This window comes from Affinundibacterium fentianense (genome assembly GCF_018139545.1).
Taxonomy (GTDB): Bacteria; Pseudomonadota; Gammaproteobacteria; order Burkholderiales; family Burkholderiaceae_D; genus Undibacterium; species Undibacterium fentianense.
Genome location: NZ_JAGSPJ010000003.1, coordinates 108,603 through 125,720, shown reverse-complemented (window position 1 = coordinate 125,720; position 17,118 = coordinate 108,603). Strand labels below are relative to the sequence as shown.

18 protein-coding genes are annotated in these 17,118 nt (G+C 44.4%); 5 read left to right on the top strand and 13 right to left on the bottom strand.

The features are described from left to right. Nucleotides 1-121: 121 nt before the first annotated feature. Genes KDM90_RS08330 through hemC form a run of 4 tightly spaced genes read right to left on the bottom strand, consistent with a single transcriptional unit; the run spans nucleotide 122 to nucleotide 4,374 of the window. The gene (locus tag KDM90_RS08330) at nucleotides 122-1,318 is read right to left on the bottom strand and encodes a heme biosynthesis protein HemY (RefSeq protein ID WP_212675147.1); all 1,197 of its coding nucleotides are present in this window, start codon (nucleotides 1,316-1,318) and stop codon (nucleotides 122-124) included. 2 nt (nucleotides 1,319-1,320) lie between these two features. Next, complete coding sequence (locus tag KDM90_RS08325) at nucleotides 1,321-2,538, bottom strand: uroporphyrinogen-III C-methyltransferase (protein WP_438947429.1); 1,218 nt, start codon at nucleotides 2,536-2,538, stop codon at nucleotides 1,321-1,323. Next, nucleotides 2,535-3,395, bottom strand: coding sequence for a uroporphyrinogen-III synthase (locus KDM90_RS08320; RefSeq protein ID WP_230409692.1), 861 nt, complete (start codon nucleotides 3,393-3,395; stop codon nucleotides 2,535-2,537). The genes KDM90_RS08325 and KDM90_RS08320 overlap by 4 nt, the downstream gene beginning before the upstream one ends. A 34-nt stretch (nucleotides 3,396-3,429) precedes the next feature. Beyond that, nucleotides 3,430-4,374, bottom strand: coding sequence for a hydroxymethylbilane synthase (hemC, locus tag KDM90_RS08315; RefSeq protein WP_329605310.1), 945 nt, complete (start codon nucleotides 4,372-4,374; stop codon nucleotides 3,430-3,432). 305 nt (nucleotides 4,375-4,679) lie between these two features. On the opposite strand from hemC, the gene trpS reads away from it, so the two are divergent. Both trpS and KDM90_RS08305 read left to right on the top strand, forming a co-directional pair. Continuing rightward, nucleotides 4,680-5,750 (top strand): tryptophan--tRNA ligase, encoded by a 1,071-nt coding sequence (gene trpS / locus KDM90_RS08310; RefSeq protein ID WP_212675146.1) that lies wholly within the window; start codon nucleotides 4,680-4,682, stop codon nucleotides 5,748-5,750. A gap of 19 nt (nucleotides 5,751-5,769) precedes the next feature. Beyond that, nucleotides 5,770-6,984, top strand: a complete 1,215-nt coding sequence (locus tag KDM90_RS08305; protein WP_212675145.1) for a winged helix-turn-helix domain-containing protein — start codon at nucleotides 5,770-5,772, stop codon at nucleotides 6,982-6,984. A gap of 124 nt (nucleotides 6,985-7,108) precedes the next feature. On the opposite strand, the gene ispH is transcribed toward KDM90_RS08305, so the two are convergent. Then, nucleotides 7,109-8,050: a 4-hydroxy-3-methylbut-2-enyl diphosphate reductase gene (ispH, locus tag KDM90_RS08300; RefSeq protein WP_212675144.1), complete on the bottom strand. Its 942-nt coding sequence runs from the start codon at nucleotides 8,048-8,050 to the stop codon at nucleotides 7,109-7,111. 83 nt (nucleotides 8,051-8,133) lie between these two features. After that, nucleotides 8,134-8,589: an FKBP-type peptidyl-prolyl cis-trans isomerase gene (locus KDM90_RS08295; protein ID WP_212675143.1), complete on the bottom strand. Its 456-nt coding sequence runs from the start codon at nucleotides 8,587-8,589 to the stop codon at nucleotides 8,134-8,136. A 98-nt stretch (nucleotides 8,590-8,687) separates the two neighbouring features. Here KDM90_RS08295 and radC point away from each other — a divergent pair, with 98 nt between their 5' ends. From radC to rpmG, 3 genes are all read left to right on the top strand, one after another. After that, nucleotides 8,688-9,362 carry a RadC family protein gene (gene radC / locus KDM90_RS08290; RefSeq protein ID WP_212675142.1) on the top strand — a complete coding sequence of 225 codons (675 nt, stop codon included), beginning with the start codon at nucleotides 8,688-8,690 and terminating at the stop codon, nucleotides 9,360-9,362. A gap of 150 nt (nucleotides 9,363-9,512) precedes the next feature. Then, the gene (gene rpmB / locus KDM90_RS08285; RefSeq protein WP_189344773.1) at nucleotides 9,513-9,749 is read left to right on the top strand and encodes a 50S ribosomal protein L28; all 237 of its coding nucleotides are present in this window, start codon (nucleotides 9,513-9,515) and stop codon (nucleotides 9,747-9,749) included. 42 nt (nucleotides 9,750-9,791) lie between these two features. Continuing rightward, nucleotides 9,792-9,959, top strand: a complete 168-nt coding sequence (gene rpmG / locus KDM90_RS08280; protein WP_189344774.1) for a 50S ribosomal protein L33 — start codon at nucleotides 9,792-9,794, stop codon at nucleotides 9,957-9,959. Nucleotides 9,960-10,219: 260 nt separating this feature from the next. Here rpmG and KDM90_RS08275 read toward each other — a convergent pair whose 3' ends face one another. The 7 genes from KDM90_RS08275 to KDM90_RS08245 form a co-directional block, all read right to left on the bottom strand. Then, entirely contained in the window at nucleotides 10,220-11,422 is a 1,203-nt protein-coding gene (locus tag KDM90_RS08275; protein ID WP_268977737.1) for a DesA family fatty acid desaturase, read from the bottom strand. A gap of 91 nt (nucleotides 11,423-11,513) precedes the next feature. After that, nucleotides 11,514-12,836, bottom strand: a complete 1,323-nt coding sequence (locus tag KDM90_RS08270; RefSeq protein WP_230409691.1) for a mechanosensitive ion channel family protein — start codon at nucleotides 12,834-12,836, stop codon at nucleotides 11,514-11,516. 46 nt (nucleotides 12,837-12,882) lie between these two features. Further along, complete coding sequence (locus KDM90_RS08265) at nucleotides 12,883-14,187, bottom strand: RsmB/NOP family class I SAM-dependent RNA methyltransferase (RefSeq protein ID WP_212675141.1); 1,305 nt, start codon at nucleotides 14,185-14,187, stop codon at nucleotides 12,883-12,885. A 24-nt stretch (nucleotides 14,188-14,211) separates the two neighbouring features. Beyond that, nucleotides 14,212-14,841 (bottom strand): phosphoribosylglycinamide formyltransferase, encoded by a 630-nt coding sequence (purN, locus tag KDM90_RS08260; RefSeq protein WP_212675140.1) that lies wholly within the window; start codon nucleotides 14,839-14,841, stop codon nucleotides 14,212-14,214. Nucleotides 14,842-14,929: 88 nt separating this feature from the next. Further along, nucleotides 14,930-15,328 (bottom strand): barstar family protein, encoded by a 399-nt coding sequence (locus KDM90_RS08255; RefSeq protein WP_212675139.1) that lies wholly within the window; start codon nucleotides 15,326-15,328, stop codon nucleotides 14,930-14,932. 57 nt (nucleotides 15,329-15,385) lie between these two features. After that, nucleotides 15,386-15,751 (bottom strand): guanyl-specific ribonuclease, encoded by a 366-nt coding sequence (locus KDM90_RS08250; RefSeq protein ID WP_212675138.1) that lies wholly within the window; start codon nucleotides 15,749-15,751, stop codon nucleotides 15,386-15,388. Between the two features lie 126 nt (nucleotides 15,752-15,877). Beyond that, nucleotides 15,878-17,095 (bottom strand): patatin-like phospholipase family protein, encoded by a 1,218-nt coding sequence (locus tag KDM90_RS08245; RefSeq protein WP_212675137.1) that lies wholly within the window; start codon nucleotides 17,093-17,095, stop codon nucleotides 15,878-15,880. Nucleotides 17,096-17,118: the final 23 nt, after the last annotated feature.

Here is a 17,118-nt window from a genome sequence, read left to right as displayed (position 1 = left end):
GTAAATCCTACACATTCAATAGGTAATGGGTAAATTATAGCGACTTCTAGATGAATTTGGTGCATCGCAACAGAAATTCACCGAAACTCTGTGTCCATAGTCTTTCCGCCTCTGCGAGAGATCAGACGCTTGTTGCAATTGCGCATTGTCTATAATGTTTCATCGCTTCTTGTGTCTGTCCAATCGCTTCGTGTAGACGCGCCAAACTCAAATTTGCCTCAAGAACTGTACGCGATTCTTGGGCATGATTCAGCGCATCTTCCATATGGACTTGTGCCTTGCCCCACAATTTTTGATTCAAGCACAAGACACCAAGAGTCAATTCTAGCTCCGCATTCTTTGGATGCTGTTTCAGCCAGTCCTCACAAAGCTCAATCTGCGAGCGCAAGGCGACAGAGCCCTCGCTTCCAGCTGCTTCGCGATAACTTCTTAACAAACGATTATCCCATTCCTCATTCAACGCTTTCTCAACAATACTCCGAGCTTCGTCGAGTATTTGACATTGGATAAAAGCAGCTGCTGCACTCACCGCAATATACCGATTCTTGCGTTCGTTCTGCGGAACTTCGCTCCACACTCGACGCAAGGACTCTGCATCTTGACCATTTTCTTTAAGCAATGCGTCATAGGATATTTCACGTAAGCGACCAGCAAGGGCTGGGTGAATTGCGTGATTTTTTTCCAAAATTCGGACCAATTTCACCACTTCTGACCAATTTTTTGCTTGTTGATTTGCTTTCAATGCCCAACGCAAAACCTGAATATGCCGCTTACCTCGCGAATTTAATTCTTTTATCGCATCAAGCGCTAAATCCGCCTTATGTTGGTCAACATACAGCTCAGTCATTGTCACTAATCGCGCGGTCTTAAATGCTGCATCGTCTTCAATTCCGGTAAACCAAACGTTCCGACGATCAAACTGACTCATATGATGTGCAGCGCGAGCACCAATAATGCTTGCCAAAGCTTTATTTTCTGGTAGGTCAAGTGCTTTTGCCGCAGCTTTTTCCGCATGTCCAAATCGCCCTTCAAATAAAGCTTTCAGCGCTTCGCGCAAAGCGCGATTGCTCTCTCGCTCACGCTTACTTTGGCGATACTCAGAGACTTTCTTCGGCATCTCACTAGTCAACACGACGGTACGGACAATCCAATACGCGACAAAGAACAATGCCGCTAAAAGGAGCAAGAAGAAATTAAGAGAAACATCAATGCGTGTTGGCGGATAAAATAGAACCACGTTGCCAGCATTAAATCGACCACCAACTGCGATACCAACCGCAAGTGCAAACAGAATAAGAATTCGGATAAAGATACGCATGCTTAAGGTTTCACTTTGAAATTACGAACAGAATTCAAACTTTCAGTCAATGCTGGCATTTCTATTGACAAATTATTGCTCTGAATTTGTTTTAAGAGCGCTTGGGCAGTTTGCGCTTGCTTGGTCCTCACATCAAAATACTTGGATATCAAATCTTGCGCAGCAATCATGTCGCTTCTAAACGCACCCTCGTTTCTGGACAATAATGCGAGACGTGCATTCAACAAACGCAACTTTAAATTCTCTTTAGCAAAATAAGCCTGTGTAGGAGACAATAGCAAAGCATCAGGTGACTCAACGTTGCGGATACGAACAAGTTGCTTCAACTCTCCCCACATCTCCGTTGAAAAACTCTGCCAGCGATCTTGCAATTGCGCAGCGAAAGTATTTTCACGACCATCCGCAGCAACTTCCGACTTTGCATTTTTATCTTTTGTAACTCGAGGAAGGACACGCAGTGGTGCTTTTGGTGGAGTTGCGACAACGGGTGGCTTTTCATCCGACCAAAGTGGAATGTTATCGACTTGTGCAATCACACTGTCTAGCCGTAAAACAAGCCCCGTCATATCAAGTTGTGGGAGTGCCTTCAACATTTCCACATCTTTCGCGATGGCTCGACGAACCGCAATAAATTGCGCTTTTTCTGATTTTGCAAGACGTGCATCTGAATTCTGTAAAGCAATCAATGCGCCTTGAACATTCCCCGCCAATTGCATTTGCTGACTGGCAGTCGCTAACACTTGTTCAATTTCTGCCAATGCCCATTCATCTCGACTTTTTGATAAATCTTGGTAAAGCTGTTCGAGTGCAATTTGTTGACCCTGCGCCTCTGTTTGCTTCGCCTCAAGTACACTCACTTTCGCCTGAATTTCCTTAGACGCTTCCTGTACATTCTTCGCGATGCCTTTTATTTCGCTGTTGTTGATATCAGCAGTTTGCAACCGACGTGCCACTTCCTCGCGCAATGACACAATTTGATTCTGCGACGTGTACCAATGCACAGCTAAGAGTACAGCGAGAACCCCAGATAAAATGTACCCGCCGTTTAAGTTACTAATCATGGGAGGGGACAACACTGCGGCACCTACGCTTGCCCCAGAAGAGCCCATTGATTGTTCATTTTCAACGGGTGCAGCAGAGCCAGCGATTGTTTTTGCACTGTTTTCAATCGAATTATTCGTCGTCGACATAGCTTCGGTAGTGGGAGTTGATTCATTCATAATTGTGATTGTAACGCGAGTATGAGATTTTCGTCGCCTGATGCAGTCAGGCAAATTTGTTTGAATCCCAATTCTCTTGCGACTTCCGCGATTCGAAAATGGGGCACATATAACTTTTGCTGTTGCATTTTAGCGACTGCTGGACAGATGTTCTTTTGCGAATCCCCCCTAGCGAGTAATTCGAGTTGATCTAGCTGCTCACACCAAGCTAATAGCGTCGTTAAAACGGATGAACTTGTAATAACCCAATCACAAGCGGATTGAAGGAAAGTGCTTAAAAGTTGCTGCTTTACTTTATCAAAAAAAGGAATCACGCGTCGATAACTGCTAATAGTCTGTACCTCAATTGATGCTTTCTTTAACGCATCGACGAAAAAATCTCGCCCTGAATCAGCACGTACGACCAGCACCTTCTTGCCTGCCAAATCATCTAATGGAAGTTCAGCTAGTAAAGTTTCAGAATCTGTACGAGACTCGTTCCGTGGGCAATAAATACGTGTATTGGTGTCACTCACCCCATGTAAAAGCAAGGACTGTCGGCTAGCAGCTCCGACAACAGCTGCAGCAGTCTCCTCAGGCCATTGCCAAGTTTTACCATGTTTTTTTTCAACGCACTGAAATAATGCGTCGATGGCATTTGGGCTCACAAACATAACCACTGCATATTGATGCAAATTACGCACGGCCAAATCAAGTTCCAAGTTATTTGAAATCGACTCTATTTCAAAGAGAGGAAAAACGATCACAGTACGTCCTTGCTGCTGCAATTTTTCCTGCAAATTAGATGCTTGGCGAAGTGGTCGCGTGACTACCACGACGGGAGAAGTCGGGATCATCTCTCTAGAAGAAACTTGCATCAAGCAGACCTCATCTTGAGTTGAACTAAGGAGCCTAAGGCTGCTCGTTTTCGCGGCATACTGCTAAGATTGCATCAGCATTTTGAGCCCGCAGGGCCGATACAAGCTGCCCACCAAGCGATTCGAAATCAATAGCTTGTCCTTTAACTTCTGCCTTCGCTACCAATGCACCATCTGGCGTTGCGACCATCGCACGCAAAAACATACTATCTCGGTCAATTTCTGCAAAAGCTGCCAATGGAATTTGACAACTTCCGCCAAATGCCTTCGACACCGTGCGTTCCGCCAATACCGCTTGTGAGGTTGGTAAATGATCTAACGGTGCTAATACCTCTAACAAGTCCCGACGTGAAGACAAAATCTCTATTGCCATCGCACCTTGTCCCGCAGCAGGCAAACTTTCACTTGCGCTCAAAAATCCTTTTATACGCTGAGACAATCCAAGGCGTTTAAGTCCTGCGGCGGCTAGAATAATCGCGGCATATTCGCCATCATCTAATTTACGCAAACGCGTATCGAGATTTCCGCGCAAGGGTTTAATCACCAAATGAGGAAACCTAGCAGAGATCAAAGCTTGACGCCGCAAACTGCTAGTACCGACAACAGCACCAGGCGGGAGCTCGGACAATTCATCAAAATGATTCGAAACAAAAGCATCGCGCGGATCTTCTCGTTCCAAAATCGCTGCAAGGGAGAAACCGTCTGGCAACTCCATCGGCACATCTTTCAAGGAATGGACCGCCAAATCGGCTCGACCTTCTTCCATGGCGACTTCCAGTTCCTTTACGAACAAGCCTTTGCCACCGACTTTCGATAATGCTCTATCCAAAATTTGATCACCGCGAGTTGTCATCCCTAATATTTGAACATCACATTCAGGATATAGGGCCTGCAAGCGGGAGCGAACATGCTCGGCCTGCCACATGGCGAGCCGACTTTCACGCGAAGCAATGATAAGTTTAGATGGGACAGTACTCACTTCGAAAGCCTTCTAAGTTAGGATCGAGAATTAATAACAAGTCTGAGGTCAATCCCCCCCGACAAGCTCGCAATTTTACCATGCTGATGTCGACAAATCTTGACAAAAAACAGTGAAAAACGGCATTATGCCTACATGATGATCACTTTCCACATCCCAAGCGACTATTGGCGGAGTACCTTTGACTGAGGGCGGCTTCCCATATTAACAATAGCAAACCAACGATTACTAATGCCGCCTTTCTTTTTGCAATGGCGGCATTTTATTTTTATATTCAACGTTCTTTCCACTTTTTCGGGCCATTCATGAGCGAGCAAGCAGCAAATACAGTAGAAGCAGGCACAGCAAGTACGGCAACCGCCCAACCATCTGCAAATAAACAGCATTTAATTTTGACGGGTGACCGCCCCACTGGCCCGCTTCATCTTGGTCATTTTGTCGGCAGCCTACGCAATCGTGTCACTTATCAAGATCTTTACAAGCAATACATCATGATTGCTGATGCTCAAGCTCTCACTGACAACATGGATGATCCTGCAAAAGTACACAACAACGTCATTGAAGTAGCTCTCGACTATTTGGCTGTTGGAATTGACCCGAGCAAAACGACGATCTTTATTCAATCTCAAATTCCAGAACTCACTGAACTCACTTTCTATTATATGAATTTGGTGACTATTTCACGCTTGGAACGCAATCCTACAATCAAGCAGGAAATCATTCTACGCAATTTCGAACGCGACATTCCGGCTGGTTTTTTCACCTATCCTGTCAGTCAGGCTGCGGACATTACTGCATTTAAAGCGACATTAGTTCCTGTTGGCGACGATCAAATTCCGATGATCGAACAAACCAACGAAATCGTACGTCGCTTCAATCGCTTAGCAAAGAAAGATATCTTGGTTGAATGCGAAGCTTTGGTTCCAGAAATTGGTCGGTTGCCAGGTATTGACGGAAAAGCCAAGATGAGCAAGTCACTAGGAAATGCCATCAACTTAGGTGCTAGTGAAGCGGAAATCAAATTAGCAGTACGGAATGTATACACCGATCCGTTGCATCTCAAGGTTGAAGATCCGGGACATCTAGAGGGAAACGTCGCTTTCACATATCTTGATGCATTCGATACCGACAAAGATTCGTTACAAGCAATGAAAGAATACTATGTTCGCGGTGGGCTTGGTGACAGCAAAGTAAAATCACGTCTCGAGGGGATATTGCAAGACATGTTGCGCCCAATTCGCGAACGCCGTCAGGAGTATGAAAAAGATCGTGGACATGTTCTGCAATTACTCAAAGAAGGCACCTTCAGGGCTAGGGAAATTGCAGCAAAAACGAATGATGAAGTGAAGGCGGCGATTGGCTTGAAACATTTTTAAACAAGCGATCGGTGCAATTATGTCGTTAAGCTTACAAGCAGCGCGCAACATTCATTTGGCAGCACAAGGACTGTTGCGCCGACCGACACAACCAGCAAAAAAAGAAACGGTCCTCACCACTATCAAAAATCTCGGTCTACTCCAGATCGATACCATCCACGTGGTCGCACGTAGTCCTTATTTGGTTCTGTGGAGTCGCTTAGGAAACTATCAGCAAACTTGGTTAGATGAGCATCTTGCGGAAGGAAATTTATTCGAATACTGGTCTCACGAAGCAAGCTTCCTCCCGATTGAAAATTTCGGCCGCTATCGACACCAAATGTTGAATCCCATAGGAATGGGTTGGAAATTTAATCAAACTTGGCTTTCCAAACATTCCAAGCAAATCAAACAGGTTTTAGCACATATCGAGGAGTTCGGTGCTTGCCGATCGGCAGATTTTGAGCGCACAAACGGAAAAGCTGGTGGCTGGTGGGAATGGAAACCTGAAAAGCGTTCATTGGAACTACTGTTCACGACTGGCAAATTAATGGTAGCCGAGCGCCATAATTTTCAACGCGTGTATGATTTGACCGAACGCGTCCATCCAAATTGGGAAGACAAACGCGATTTAGGAAACCTGATCGATGATCAACGAGATCAGGTATTAGATGCTGTAAAAGCCTTAGGCATTTGCAAATCAAGTTGGATTCCCGATTACTTTCGAATGAAAAAACTGGCGCCTGCCATTCAGGCTGAAACCTTATATCAACAGGGTTTACTCCGAAAAATCGCAGTCGATTCATGGCAAGAGCCTGCCTACTATCACCCAGAGCACACCTCGCTCATCGAGAAAGGATTGATGGGGCAACTACGTGCAAATCATACTTGTTTATTGTCACCATTTGATCCCGTTGTATGGGATCGAAAGAGAGCACTAGAATTTTTCGATTTTGAATATCGACTGGAATGCTACACGCCAGAAGCGAAACGCCAATATGGCTATTTCACTCTGCCAATTTTACGACGTGGGCAGCTAATTGGACGTATCGACGCCAAGGCAAACAGAAAAGAAAAAGTGATGGAAATTAAAGCCTTGCACCTAGAGCAACATTGCAAAATTAGTGAAGCGGTCAGCAAAGACATCGCCAAGACTTTAGAGACATTTGCGAGCTGGCATAAAACCCCCAATATACAGATTGACCGCTGCGACAATCGCGATCTAAAAAATAAGCTCCAAGCATATTTTAATTAAGATTAATTCCGCAAACGCAGGCTCGACAAAAAAACAGAACGAAAATGCTAAGCAAATCCGCCTGTTTTATTTCAGAAGACCGAGAGAAGATCAAGAAACACCTTTGCCCCACAAAAAACAGGCGTTAAATCTTTCCAGCGTTATTCAGACCCTTAGGTAATGGGAAGGTGACATTCTCCTCTTCTCCCTCCAAAGCACGAACACTCCTCACGCCATATTTTTTAAGTTGATCGATTACTTGGTTAACTAGGATTTCCGGGGCCGAAGCACCTGCGGTTACGCCAACTCGAATACAATTTTCCAACCAAGCTGGATCGATATCTTCCGCCTTGTCAACCATATACGCAGCTGTACCTACCTTCTGTGCAACCTCACGAAGGCGATTCGAGTTGGAACTATTTTTACTACCGACGACAATGACCAAATCGACAAGTGGGGCCATGAATTTAACCGCCGCCTGACGATTTGTAGTTGCATAGCAGATATCACCTTTTTTCGGTTCAGCGATCAGTGGAAACTTCACTTTAAGCGCTGCGATGATGTCTGCAGTATCATCGACCGATAAAGTAGTTTGGGAAACGTAGGCGAGCATTTTCGGATCAGCGACCTGCAGGCGATCAACGTCTTCCGCGGTTTCAACTAAATGCATTCCTCCTTCACTCTGGCCCATGGTTCCCTCGACTTCTGGATGACCTTGATGACCAATCATTATGATTTCGCGTCCTTCTCTACGCATCTTCGCTACTTCAATATGCACTTTCGTGACGAGTGGGCAAGTAGCATCAAAGATCGTGAGTCCACGTTTTTCAGCATCCTCACGAATCGCCTGTGAAACACCGTGGGCGGAGAAAATCAAGGTACTCCCAGTTGGAACATCATCTAACTCTTCGATAAAAATTGCCCCTTTTTCGCGTAAATCATTCACTACATAGGCATTGTGTACAATTTCATGTCTAACATAGATGGGCGCACCAAACTGTGCTAAAGCCAACTCGACAATATCAATTGCGCGATCAACACCGGCACAAAAACCGCGTGGTTGCGCCAATAAAATTTCCTGCTTCATCTCTAGCCCTAATTATTGATTCAAAGTGGCGATGATCACATTCACCAAGGCAATCGCCATGAATGAATCACCACAAAAACTCGCTACAAAATCCCGATAATTTTAACTTCAAACAACATACGTTGACCTGCTAATGGGTGATTAAAATCAAACAGTGCGGAATTGTCATCAAGGTCTTGAATAACACCAGCAAACTTACCTCCGGATGGCGCGGAAAAATCGACCAAGTCCCCGACTTTATACTGTTCACCAAATGCAGAATTTTCTCGCAAAGTCTTCAAAGAAACACGCTGAATTAAGTCTGGATTGCGTAGACCAAATGCCTGTTCGGGACTTAATTCTTGCGTTGTATGCGAGCCCTCCTCCAAACCGATCAAGGCCTGCTCAAGGTTTGGTGCAAGTTGACCTTGCCCCATCAACAAAGTAGCCGGACTCTCATGAAAAGTTGAAATAATATCTTCACCATCAAGAGTTGCAAGGCGGTAATGCAAAGTTAAATAAGCACCGTTGTTAACGACAAGTATAGACTTTTCAGACATAATTTAATTTCAACTTTATATAAGAACTTTAAAGCTCTATTGTAAGTCAGGCGCGATCGAAACGCTTTGCTCGAACACAGGAAAAAAAAGGAACGACGATGGGAATCAATCATTGGCCAGAAGAACAGCGTCCAAGGGAGCGCTTGATCAAATTGGGACCCTCAGCATTATCTGATGCTGAACTGCTTTCTGTCTTCTTGCGTGTCGGCGTAAAAGGGAAAAGTGCGGTAGACCTTGGGCGCGATATGCTTACCCACTTTGGTTCGCTACGCGGCTTATTTGGCGCGAATTTAACTGAATTTTCGAAAATTCATGGCCTAGGCAGTGCAAAGTACGCTCAGCTACATGCTGTGCTTGAATTGGCGATGCGATCAATCTCCGAAGAATTACAAGTGAGTTCATCACTATCATCACCGCATGCAGTCCGCCAATACTTACAACTTGAAATTGGAAATAAGCAGTATGAATCCTTCACCGTTCTATTTTTGGACGTCAAGAATCGCTTAATCATTGCAAAAGAAATGTTCCGTGGCAGCCTGAGTCACGCGAGTGTCTACCCTCGCGAGGTAGTGAAGTCCGCCCTCAGCCACAATGCTGCCAGCGTGATCTTGGCACACAATCATCCTTCAGGCTCTTTTGAGCCAAGTTCAGCAGACCTCAGTCTGACACAAACATTAAAAGCTGCCTTAGGCCTCGTTGATATCCGTGTATTGGATCACTTTATTGTCGCAAGCAATACCGTTTATTCGTTTGCCGAGAATGGACAAATTTGAATCTCGAACCTGCGCATGACGAGGAATTTTAATTGTTAAATTCAAGGACATTTAAAAGACACAATTGTTTTTCACAAGTCGTTGATATTTCAAAGTTTTTTAGATATACTCTTGTTTTTTCCAATTTCGGAAATCATTAAGGAGCTAAACATGGCGCGTGTATGCCAAGTTACTGGGAAAGGGCCAATGGTTGGCAACAACGTTTCCCATGCGAACAACAAAACTAAACGTCGTTTTTTGCCTAACCTGCAAAATCGCCGCTTTTTCGTAGAATCAGAGAATCGCTGGGTTTCCTTGCGTTTATCTAACGCAGGTTTGCGTGTTGTTGACAAAATCGGCATCGATGCTGTTTTGGTTGACTTACGTGCTCGCGGCGAAAAAGTTTAAGCAGTTTCTGCTTAATACAGAACTCATTGTTAGGAAAATATCATGGCTAAAACTGGTCGCGACAAGATCAAATTAGAATCGACTGCTGGTACGGGTCACTTCTACACGACATCAAAAAACAAACGTACGATGCCTGAAAAAATGGAAATCATGAAATTTGATCCAAAAGCACGCAAACACGTTATTTACAAAGAAACAAAAATCAAATAATGATTATTTGATTTTTTATGTAAAATGTTAAAAAAAACCTGCAAAATTTGCAGGTTTTTTTTTGCCAAAATGATTCCCAGGATGGCACAAATTCGACCGAGAATTGATAGCCATTTCGATGCAAATCTACTTCTTTATACACTGAAATTCAGCCACACTATTCGTTTATACATTCAAGTTGTCGCAGCTATCGAGTTGATACATATGTCAAATAAAAAAAATGACGCCTCTCAGCGTCATTTTTCACTCAATATTACACTCTAAGCATAACTTCTTAACCGCAATGAGAATTCCTGTAAAGTTTTAATGCCTGATGCCTCTGCCCGCTGACACCAATCCTGCAACTGCGCAACTAATTGCTCACGGGTAGCACTAGAACGCTCCCAAATTGCATTTAATTCCAAACGCATATCGTGCATTGTTTTCAATGCAGCACTATGTGCGAATAGTTCAAGCAATTGCTGCTGCTGCGGCGCTTCTAACTTAGCTGGTTCGCGCTGCAAAGTTTTTTTCACGGCCTTCAAGAAACCCTTCTCCAAATGTGCGTTTTCGCGCAATTGCTGTAATTCCAGACGCCAAGTCTTTTTCAAAGTTTTTGCATACTTCGCCATCACATCATAACGATTCGCAATCACTGCCTGCAAAGTTTCCACATCAACAACCATCTTCGACGCGTTAAACTTTGGTTGAGGGGCGACTTTTTTCACTTTGGCCAAGCCCACCAATTCCAAACTGCGAATATAGCCCCAACCAATATCAAATTCATACCATTTGGACGACAACTTTGCAGAAGTACCAAACGTATGGTGATTGTTGTGCAGCTCCTCGCCACCAATCAAAATTCCCCAAGGGACTATATTTGTCGCCGCGTCATTACATTCATAATTGCGGTAGCCCCAATAATGTCCAATACCATTAATAATTCCAGCCGCAGTGACCGGAATCCACATCATTTGAACAGCCCAAACAGTCACGCCGATAACACCAAACAACATGAAATCAATGATCAACATTAAGGCAACCCCCTGCCAACTAAATCGTGTGTATAGATTGCGCTCGAGCCAGTCGTCAGGCGTACCATGGCCATACTTACTAATTGTCTCTAGATTCTTCGATTCTGTGCGATATAACTCCGCACCTTCCAAAAGAACTTTTTTGATACCGCGGGTCACTGGACTGTGAGGATCCTCTTCTGTCTCGCATTTTGCGTGATGCTTACGATGGACTGCGGCCCATTCTTTTGTTACTTGACCGGTCGTCAACCATAACCAAAAACGAAAGAAATGACTAGGGATGGGATGCAGTTCCAAAGCACGGTGCGCTTGGCAACGATGCAAGAAAATGGTCACACTAGCGATCGTAATATGTGTAACGACCATCGTGAAAATAAACACTTGCCACCCTGAAGCTCGGGTAAAGCCGTTACTCAAAAAATCAACCGCTAAATCGATAAAATTACTCAAAATATCACTACTCCTAAAACATAATTCCAAATGCAGGTCACTATCAGAACACAATTTCTCAAATACATCTTAATTTTACGCTGATTCAAGCCTAAATTTTCGGTTGCGCCTGAAAAACAGTGACTTCACGTTGCGGGTAAGGTAATTCGATACCTCGTTCTTGTAAAAGAGTCCAAATCGCCCTGTTAACGCCTGAGATCACATTCGTTCGCCCATTCTCAGGATCTTCGATCCAAAATCCGACACGCAGTTCAAAACCATCAGGACCAAAACGTAATAGGTAGGCAGAGGTATCAATATTGCGCGAAACGCGTGGAACACTTGCCGCAACGGCCATCAATGCGGGAAGCAAACTATCAAGATCCGTGTCGTAGGCAACGGTAAAGTCGGTCGTCAGAACGACAGCCCTATCGGTTAGGGAAAGATTTTGCACAGGATTGGACACAAGCATTTCGTTCGGGATTATCGACTCGACGCCATCCAAACCTTTAAGCACTGTGTAACGCGTATTAATCTGCGTCACACAACCACTAAATTTATCGACCGTAATCATGTCACCAATTGAAAGGCTTCTATCAAACAAAATGATGAAACCAGATACGTAACTACTGGTAATTCTCTGCAATCCCAACCCTAATCCGACGCCAAGTGCACCGCCAAAAACCGACAGCACTGTCAAATCAATTCCAACCAAAGATAAACTTATTAAGATCGCCATTAAGATAAAGATCGCGCGCCCTAATCGTGACAGCACAACCTTTAAAGACGAATGCATATTTGGGATTAGCATGAGACGAGCTTCAAGTGTCGCACTAACCCACAAGGCCAAAATAACAGTCATCGCAACCGAGGCGACGCCTTGTAACACCGCTAGCAATGTAACTTTGCTTTTTCCAAGTGGGAGCACCACTTCTTCTAACGCGATGAATATTTCTTCCCACAACCCAGTGAAGTGCAAGACCAGGGCAAGCCAAACCAAAGCTGCAAATATTTTTTCAAAAATAAGAAGCGTGTTGCCAACCGTTCCGTCACGTACAAAGGCGCGCCTAAATACGTAGAAACTAAATCGTATGAGGGCAAACGAACCTAATATCGGAAAAAATAACTTAAGCAGTGCCGTATGCTGATATCGACCAATAATCAGTTTTGCCAAGAACAAAAAAATCAATGCCAACAACGGCCACAAGACTCTAGAGAAACTCTCCACACCAATTCTAATCACGCCAGAACTATGATCAACGGTGGCGAAAAACCTCTGAATATGACGTGAGAGCAACCAAGCTAGTGCAAAACACGTCACCAATGCAAGCACTTGAAAAACCAGACTCGCATTTCCGAAGTCTGTCGATATTTCCGCGATTAGGCGTGTCAAAGACTGTGTTTCCATCATTCCCATCGAAGATACTTGAATCATTGCTCTCAACAAAACTACTATTCCAAATTAAATCGTGTCATTACGTTTACAATGTTTCCGCGTCCGTAGAGACTTCGACCTTTAATTTTGCAGTTGTTTTATTGCGCTGAAGGACAGCAGCAAAGAAACCATCTGTGTTGTGGATATGTGGATACAACTTAAGATAGCTCCCCATATCAAGATCAATTTTTTGTTCTTCGAGCACTTTTGAAGCAGGTAATAATGTGAAATCTGGATGGGTTGCCAAGAATTGTTCGACAATTCCTTCATTCTCTTCATCCAAAATACTGCAAGTAGCATAAACCAATCGTCCACCGCCTTTCACTAAACGGGCAGCACTATCTAAAATCGACGCTTGTTTTACATTTAATTCCGCCACGCCAACCTGGGTTTGACGCCATTTAACATCTGGATTCCGACGTAATGTTCCAAGTCCACTACATGGTGCATCGACTAAAACACGATCAAGTTTTCCCGCCAAGCGTTTAATTTTGGCGTCCCGTTCATGTGCGATCACAACCGGATGTACATTTGACAAACCGCTCCGAGCCAGGCGTGGTTTTAATTTTGCGAGTCGTTTTTCTGAAATATCAAATGCGTACAAGCGACCAGTATTCCGCATGGTTGCACCTAATGCTAGGGTCTTCCCCCCAGCCCCCGCGCAAAAATCGGCCACCATTTCTCCTCGTTTTGCACCAACTAACTGTGCAAGAACTTGACTACCTTCATCCTGCACTTCAATCGTTCCATCCTTAAACAAGGGCAAATTTTGGATTGAAGGCTTTTTAATTACGCGTAAACCTAAAGACGAAAAAGGAGTCGGCTCTGCCAAAATAGGTGCCTGAGCCAATGAAGCGATGACGTCTTCACGATTTGACTTTAAAGCGTTCACACGAAGATCTAATGAAGCGGGCGCATTTAATGCAATCGCCAGTTTCATCGCTTCATCCTCACCAAACTTCAACGATAATTTTTGCCATATCCATTCTGGCAAATTTGATTTCAAAGTCACGGGTAGATGCGAACGATCAATCTCCATCACTCGGCGTAACCAACTATCCTCCTCTTCTGTCAGCCCCCCCAAGGAATCAATGCCGACTGCGTCAGCTAACCCAAGCAACGAAATTCGACGCATCGCTGGTCCACTTCCCGACTCTGAAAAACTGGTGTAGACACTTTTGTTACGCAACAAACCATAAATTGCCTCAGCAATCACTCCCCTTTCACGCCCTCCTAAACGAGGATTTTCGCGAAAATACCGCGAAAGTGTTCCGTCTGCTGGCCCGGTAAAGCGCAACACTTCGCGCAATACAGACTCAGTATGGCCAATTATGGCTGGTGGTAATCTCATATCTTCCCTCTACTTTATCTCTGACTAAATCGCGCAATGATCTGCTTCTGATCCATTGACAATCACACGATTGCCTTGCACCACCAATTTACCTTCCACAAACAAACGAACTGCGCGTGGATAAAGGACATGTTCTTTAACTAGCAATTTCGACGCAAGGCTATTCTCATCGTCTCCATGCTCAATTCTGACGCAGGCTTGATCTATGATAGGACCATGATCTAACTCCGCAGTCACAAAATGCACCGTTGCTCCATGAAACTTCACCCCAGCATCCAGGGCTTGTTGATGGGTATGCAAACCCACGAAACTTGGCAACAAAGAGGGATGAATATTCATGATCCGATTTTCATAGTGCTGCACGAAATCCGGTGTCAATATTCTCATGAAGCCAGCCAACACGACCAAATCAGCTTGATAGTTATCGATTGCATGCATTAAAGCTGTATCGAAATCTTCACGAGACGCGAAGCTTTTACTATCGACAACTTTAGTAGGAATTCCTTGACTCGCAGCATAAGCTAAGCCAGCTGCATCAGGTTTATTACTAATTACTGCCGCGATTTGAGCGGGCCATTGCTGGGCTTGTGATGCTTGAACGATGGCTTGCATGTTGCTGCCACGTCCAGAAATTAAAATAACGATTTTTTTCATTGCGGCATTGTACCCTTGTCACGGTCTAAGCCCAAGTAAACCAGCCGAATTTCACGCAATTCGGGCACTTTCAATAGCACTCAGTTAATTAATTGAAAGAATAAAAGACCCTAAAAGGGATATTCTTACTAGCCCAAAAGTTTGCAGAGTCGCGGAATATATCCATCAACGTTTCACGCATCTCAATGTCGAACTGAGTGGTATTTGGCAAATCCTCAAGAACGACAACAAACCCTTTCTGAACACCTGATTGAAATAGGGAATCGGTCAGACAATCGTACAGAGCATCAAAATTAAAGCCAAAATAATCTGGAAAACCAAATGATTTCGCTATACAGTTCAAAACACTGGACTTATCGTTCGTTCCGGTAAATTGAGCAAATAAAAAGTGTTGCCCCTCCCGCATCGCTAGGTTTTGCAATTCTAGGCTACTATATTCCCCGATTAATTGCACCGTATTCGGGGCCGCTCCATTCAATACACTCATTTCATCCTCATTTTGAAATTCGTACGATTCATTCAGATTTGAAGAACAAATTTGACCTTACTCTCGAATTTTTCTGAAACTCGCATAGTGGTCATCGGTATAAAAAAACTCCGCGAAATTAGGATATGCGCCTCCAGCAACGATCCGTCGAGCGCCACGATTTCTTGCATAGGGCGTCTTCACTGTATATTCGCGATAGTATCCTCTCGGGCGCTTTGGCAATTGACGTTCGTAATTACCAAACACAGATCCGTCCTTTTCATAAGGAAATGGGCCTCCTTGACGAATCATCCGCAAAGTTTGCTGGGCTTCGCGCGGTAATTCTTGAACTCTGACAAAAGCCTCATCTTGAGAAAATACCGGAAAAACCAGACTTAAACTCAGCAAGACTGTCAGCCAAAACTTTTTGAAAAGAGATTTCATAACGAACCTTTTAACATCGCTCCATATTATTCTAAAAGCCTCGTCATATTTCTTGTCGAGAATTTCAGTTTGACTCCTCAATCAACCGTACCCATCGCGCCTAGACTATGGCACTTTGAAAGTGAGCTATGCGGTGACACACTCAGCTGTTGAAACTGGGTATTGGCCAGTCGACTGAGAATGAAAAAAGTGAATGACGTCCTCCCTCATCGCATGAGTATCTTTGATACCAAGTGCAATCAATTCATTGGTGTAACTCGCCTCAAACAGAAGATAAGATGCCAATGCAGCTCCGCGAACTTCAGTCGCACCAATTCCACCTAACATTGTTCGAACCGGTAAAGGCAGGCTCTGGGTATGACGACTTGCAATTTCATCGAGTCGCTCCGAAGGTGCAATGACCAAAAGATCGACTGGTTTTAATGGGGTTTTTTGCAATAAATCGGATGGCAACATCGATAAAGTTTTATTAATTCTTGTCAAGCGCTCGATATCAACAGCCAGGCCATCTAAAAAAATACTCGACATTGCATGGCCCGCAATCTGCGCCAAACTAGGATAAGTTGCCAAATCAAAATTCTGACGAGGTGGCTCAGTCAAACGACCTGCCCCCACAATCAATACTTTATTCGCTCCCAAATGAATCGCTGGAGAAATAGGCGCCAGTTGGCGCATCGAACCGTCACCGCAATACTCCAGATGCCCCCCCCAATTCAAGGGAATAGAAGGAAATATGAATGGAATTGCAGACGATGCCAATAGATGTTGGATACCAATAAAGTCACGTTGAGCCAAGCGCTGACTACGTACCCAAGGCTCAATTTCTTTCAAAGTTTGATAGAACGTAAGGTGATGGCCAGTCGTGTAGGACGATGCCGTCACTGCCAGCGCCTGCAAATCATCGGTCGCGAACGCTTGATCCAAACGTTCCATGTCGAGCATGCGATGGAGCAGGTTCGCTAAAGGAGAATTATCGAGAAGCGAGGTTGGAGGTGACTTGCGCCATTTATTCAAGAGCCATCCAAACGACATAATAGACAGCCAACGAGCGCCCGAACGAATCACTCCAAGAGAATCAGCTCGGTACACTTGGGCAGCCTCAAAGTGACTCCACACATGCAATATACTATTTACTGATTCTTGAAAATGATCGGCACGGGAAGCCAGTGCGGTGGCATTAATCGCACCTGCAGAAGTACCGCAAATAATTCCAAAAGGATTTTTCTTTGGACTCCAACCTTGCTCGAGTAAGATGTCTGAAATTGCTTTCAATACACCGACTTGGTAAGCGGCGCGAGCGCCACCCCCAGTCAAAATTAAACCCGTAGTAGCATTACTATTCATTCTAAGTGAACTCCAAAAATCAA

Excerpts from the sequence above, each read along its gene's own strand:
- KDM90_RS08320 (WP_230409692.1), bottom strand. The coding sequence starts at position 3,395 with ATGCAAGTTTCTTCTAGAGAGATGATCCCGACTTCTCCCGTCGTGGTA.
- KDM90_RS08265 (WP_212675141.1), bottom strand. The coding sequence starts at position 14,187 with ATGAGATTACCACCAGCCATAATTGGCCATACTGAGTCTGTATTGCGC.
- purN (WP_212675140.1), bottom strand. The coding sequence starts at position 14,841 with ATGAAAAAAATCGTTATTTTAATTTCTGGACGTGGCAGCAACATGCAA.
- rpmG (WP_189344774.1), top strand. The coding sequence starts at position 9,792 with ATGGCTAAAACTGGTCGCGACAAGATCAAATTAGAATCGACTGCTGGT.
- rpmB (WP_189344773.1), top strand. The coding sequence starts at position 9,513 with ATGGCGCGTGTATGCCAAGTTACTGGGAAAGGGCCAATGGTTGGCAAC.
- KDM90_RS08245 (WP_212675137.1), bottom strand. The coding sequence starts at position 17,095 with ATGAATAGTAATGCTACTACGGGTTTAATTTTGACTGGGGGTGGCGCT.
- ispH (WP_212675144.1), bottom strand. The coding sequence starts at position 8,050 with ATGAAGCAGGAAATTTTATTGGCGCAACCACGCGGTTTTTGTGCCGGT.
- KDM90_RS08250 (WP_212675138.1), bottom strand. The coding sequence starts at position 15,751 with ATGAAATCTCTTTTCAAAAAGTTTTGGCTGACAGTCTTGCTGAGTTTA.
- KDM90_RS08270 (WP_230409691.1), bottom strand. The coding sequence starts at position 12,836 with ATGATTCAAGTATCTTCGATGGGAATGATGGAAACACAGTCTTTGACA.
- trpS (WP_212675146.1), top strand. The coding sequence starts at position 4,680 with ATGAGCGAGCAAGCAGCAAATACAGTAGAAGCAGGCACAGCAAGTACG.
- KDM90_RS08305 (WP_212675145.1), top strand. The coding sequence starts at position 5,770 with ATGTCGTTAAGCTTACAAGCAGCGCGCAACATTCATTTGGCAGCACAA.
- KDM90_RS08295 (WP_212675143.1), bottom strand. The coding sequence starts at position 8,589 with ATGTCTGAAAAGTCTATACTTGTCGTTAACAACGGTGCTTATTTAACT.
- radC (WP_212675142.1), top strand. The coding sequence starts at position 8,688 with ATGGGAATCAATCATTGGCCAGAAGAACAGCGTCCAAGGGAGCGCTTG.
- KDM90_RS08255 (WP_212675139.1), bottom strand. The coding sequence starts at position 15,328 with ATGAGTGTATTGAATGGAGCGGCCCCGAATACGGTGCAATTAATCGGG.
- KDM90_RS08325 (WP_438947429.1), bottom strand. The coding sequence starts at position 2,538 with ATGAATGAATCAACTCCCACTACCGAAGCTATGTCGACGACGAATAAT.
- KDM90_RS08330 (WP_212675147.1), bottom strand. The coding sequence starts at position 1,318 with ATGCGTATCTTTATCCGAATTCTTATTCTGTTTGCACTTGCGGTTGGT.